Origin of the sequence: Pseudomonas sp. URMO17WK12:I7, assembly GCF_003269045.1 — a bacterium.
GTDB lineage: Bacteria > Pseudomonadota > Gammaproteobacteria > Pseudomonadales > Pseudomonadaceae > Aquipseudomonas > Aquipseudomonas putida_J.
In genome coordinates this window covers 316,295-318,584 of the sequence record NZ_QLTL01000006.1, presented here as the reverse complement: position 1 = coordinate 318,584, position 2,290 = coordinate 316,295, and the positions used below count along the sequence as shown (strand labels likewise).

Annotated in this window: 3 protein-coding genes; all 3 read right to left on the bottom strand. The window is 49.7% G+C overall.

Features of this window, described 5'->3' with window-relative positions; genetic code table 11:
• Positions 1 to 61: 61 nt before the first annotated feature.
• Positions 62 to 859: a hypothetical protein gene (locus H040_RS10930; RefSeq protein WP_081784307.1), complete on the bottom strand. Its 798-nt coding sequence runs from the start codon at positions 857 to 859 to the stop codon at positions 62 to 64.
• A 52-nt stretch (positions 860 to 911) separates the two neighbouring features.
• Positions 912 to 1,901 (bottom strand): DUF2515 family protein, encoded by a 990-nt coding sequence (locus tag H040_RS10925; RefSeq protein WP_256208085.1) that lies wholly within the window; start codon positions 1,899 to 1,901, stop codon positions 912 to 914.
• A partial coding sequence (locus H040_RS27725) for a DUF2345 domain-containing protein (protein WP_033696329.1) occupies positions 1,898 to 2,290 on the bottom strand: 393 nt, incomplete at its 5' end. The genes H040_RS27725 and H040_RS10925, both read right to left, overlap by 4 nt.

The following is a 2,290-nucleotide window of genomic DNA, read 5'->3' as shown; positions in this document are numbered from 1 at the left end:
GCGGGGTGCCGAAGGTCAGGTCCATGACAAGGGGTCTCCTGAGTGGGGGCTGATCGGGTGGTTATTCCAGGGCCTTGATGGGCGGGTCCTGGTAGCCCTCATCGATGGCGATGCCCATTTTTTTCAGGCGTGCTTCGGTTTGGGCGCGTTCCTGGGCCATGCGTTTGAGTTCGGCGGGAAGGAGGGTTGTCCATTGTTCACGGTCGTCGCTTTCGACGAAGCTTTTATAGAATTCGGCCTCTGTCTGGAAATTAAGCGAAAACAAATAGGTACCATGTTCTTGTGGCGTTTGGAGGCTATTCTTGCGTTGCACACGAAGCTGCAAATAATTGCCATTTTTATAGAAATACCAGCTGCTGATCGTTGGCATGGCCAGCCAATCTGTTTGGTTTAGTTTTAATGCAGGATCTTTCCATGGGCCCGTGCCGACAGGCACACCTAGCACTTCATCAAAGCGATCAAATTTTTTGGCCTCAGCTCCAGGTATTCTCGCTTCGCCAGGAAAAATATAGCGCTGCCACCCCGTGGCTGTAATTTTATCTAGTGTTTCATAAAAATAAATGATGGCCTCGGCGTGCCTGGAGTTTTCAGTCACGCCTCCCAGAATAATGTTGGTGTCGGTAATGATGCTGTCATTTTGCGTGATGAATACCGCGCTTATGACATCGTTAAAGATCAATGGGCTCCCGCTAGATGTGAGGAATGCTGTCGCTTTGTTAGTGCTTTCTGCGGGGATGTCAAAGTCGTAAAAACACAAACTGGAATTACAGTCTTTGTCAAATGAGGCGGTAGAACTCGATAGCATATTTTCAATGGTGCCGTTCAGATCAGATCTGATGGTTAGTGCGTCTTTGTTCATGCTCGAGTCTCCGCAGGCGGTTAGCGTGGTGAAGAGGATTGCGCAAATTATCTTACGCATGATCCCACCAGGTGGCTATCGTGCCAATTATTGCTTCCATTGATTTCTGGTCTGTGGTCATGAGTTTGTGGTATTTGTCAGCGATTTTTGTGATAAATTTCATCCTGTCTTTATCGTTATATAGATCGCCTTTGGTCATGATTACGTCAAGTTCTGGGTTTCCCGTTTCACACTGCGTGCTGAATGCTGCCAATCTGCGAGGCACACCAAACTTACCTTCCATCTTGGCCTGGCCATCTAGAAGCAGCTGAAAGTCCCAGTTTTCGTAAATAAGCGGCTGCAAAATACAAAGCTGCTCGTGGTCGGCGATTTTCATCAATGATGCTAATTGGAGATCCCTGCGCGACCTCAAATCTTTCACGCGTTCGACTTGCTGGATGAGGGCAAAGCCTTCTTCTAGCGGCGGAGTTTTTGCCAAGAATTTCACCTTGGGCAGAGCGTCATCAGCCCAAGGAAGTTTCTGGAACGCCTCTTTGAAGTCGCAGACATAGCTATTCCAATTTCGTTCCGGGACGGCACTGCTGAACTCGTCGGGGTAGTTTATGTAAAACCAGTGCCATACAAAAATATCCTGGAACAACCAGAAGTTCCCTTCCCCCAAATGCATCATGGTAATGTCAAAAAAAGGCGCGGCTGCCACAGTCCAGCGCCATTTGCTATTGCTTGAGTAATCCAGGGCGCACATGACCTGCTTGCTGGCGAACGCAGCAAGTCCAGTCCAGTAGAACCGGCCTTTAAGTTCAGGCTTGCCATTTTTCTCCAGCTCAAGATAAATCCGTGCGTAGTTACCAGCGATGCGCTCTGCTCTTGTACTGAAATTCTTGATTAACTCATACCGTGCAGTGTCTTTGAACTCCATGCGGGTTTTCACCGATAGCCGTCTTACCGCTTCTTGCTGGCCGAGTGTCCACAGCTCGTTGTAATGGAGGTTGGGCTTGTTTTCAGAGCACGCTTGCTCATTGAATTTAAAATCCTGCTTCATGATTTGTTTCTCGGCACAAATGTGTCAGCACCTGCCGGCACCACCAATTCATCGGGTACGAGCCTCATCTTGGCTGTGTCGGGTTTGTCGCTGAAAAGGCGGGGTGTCATACCTTCTTGGTCGGTGAAGTAAACCCGCTTGCCTTTGCCAGGAATATCGAACTCGACAGCCACGTTTTCCAGCGGTACACCGAAACTGGTCATCAACCTGTTCTGCTCGTCATACATGCCGGAGTCAGGACCGGTGGGGAATTCCTTGAACGAGTGCTCCATGCTGGCCGGCCCATCCAGCGTTTTCTTCGCCCCCTTGATATCGATGGTCCCCGGCGCATGCACCTCGATATTGCTGCCCTTGATGCGGATATAGGCACCACCGCTGGTAAGCAGGAT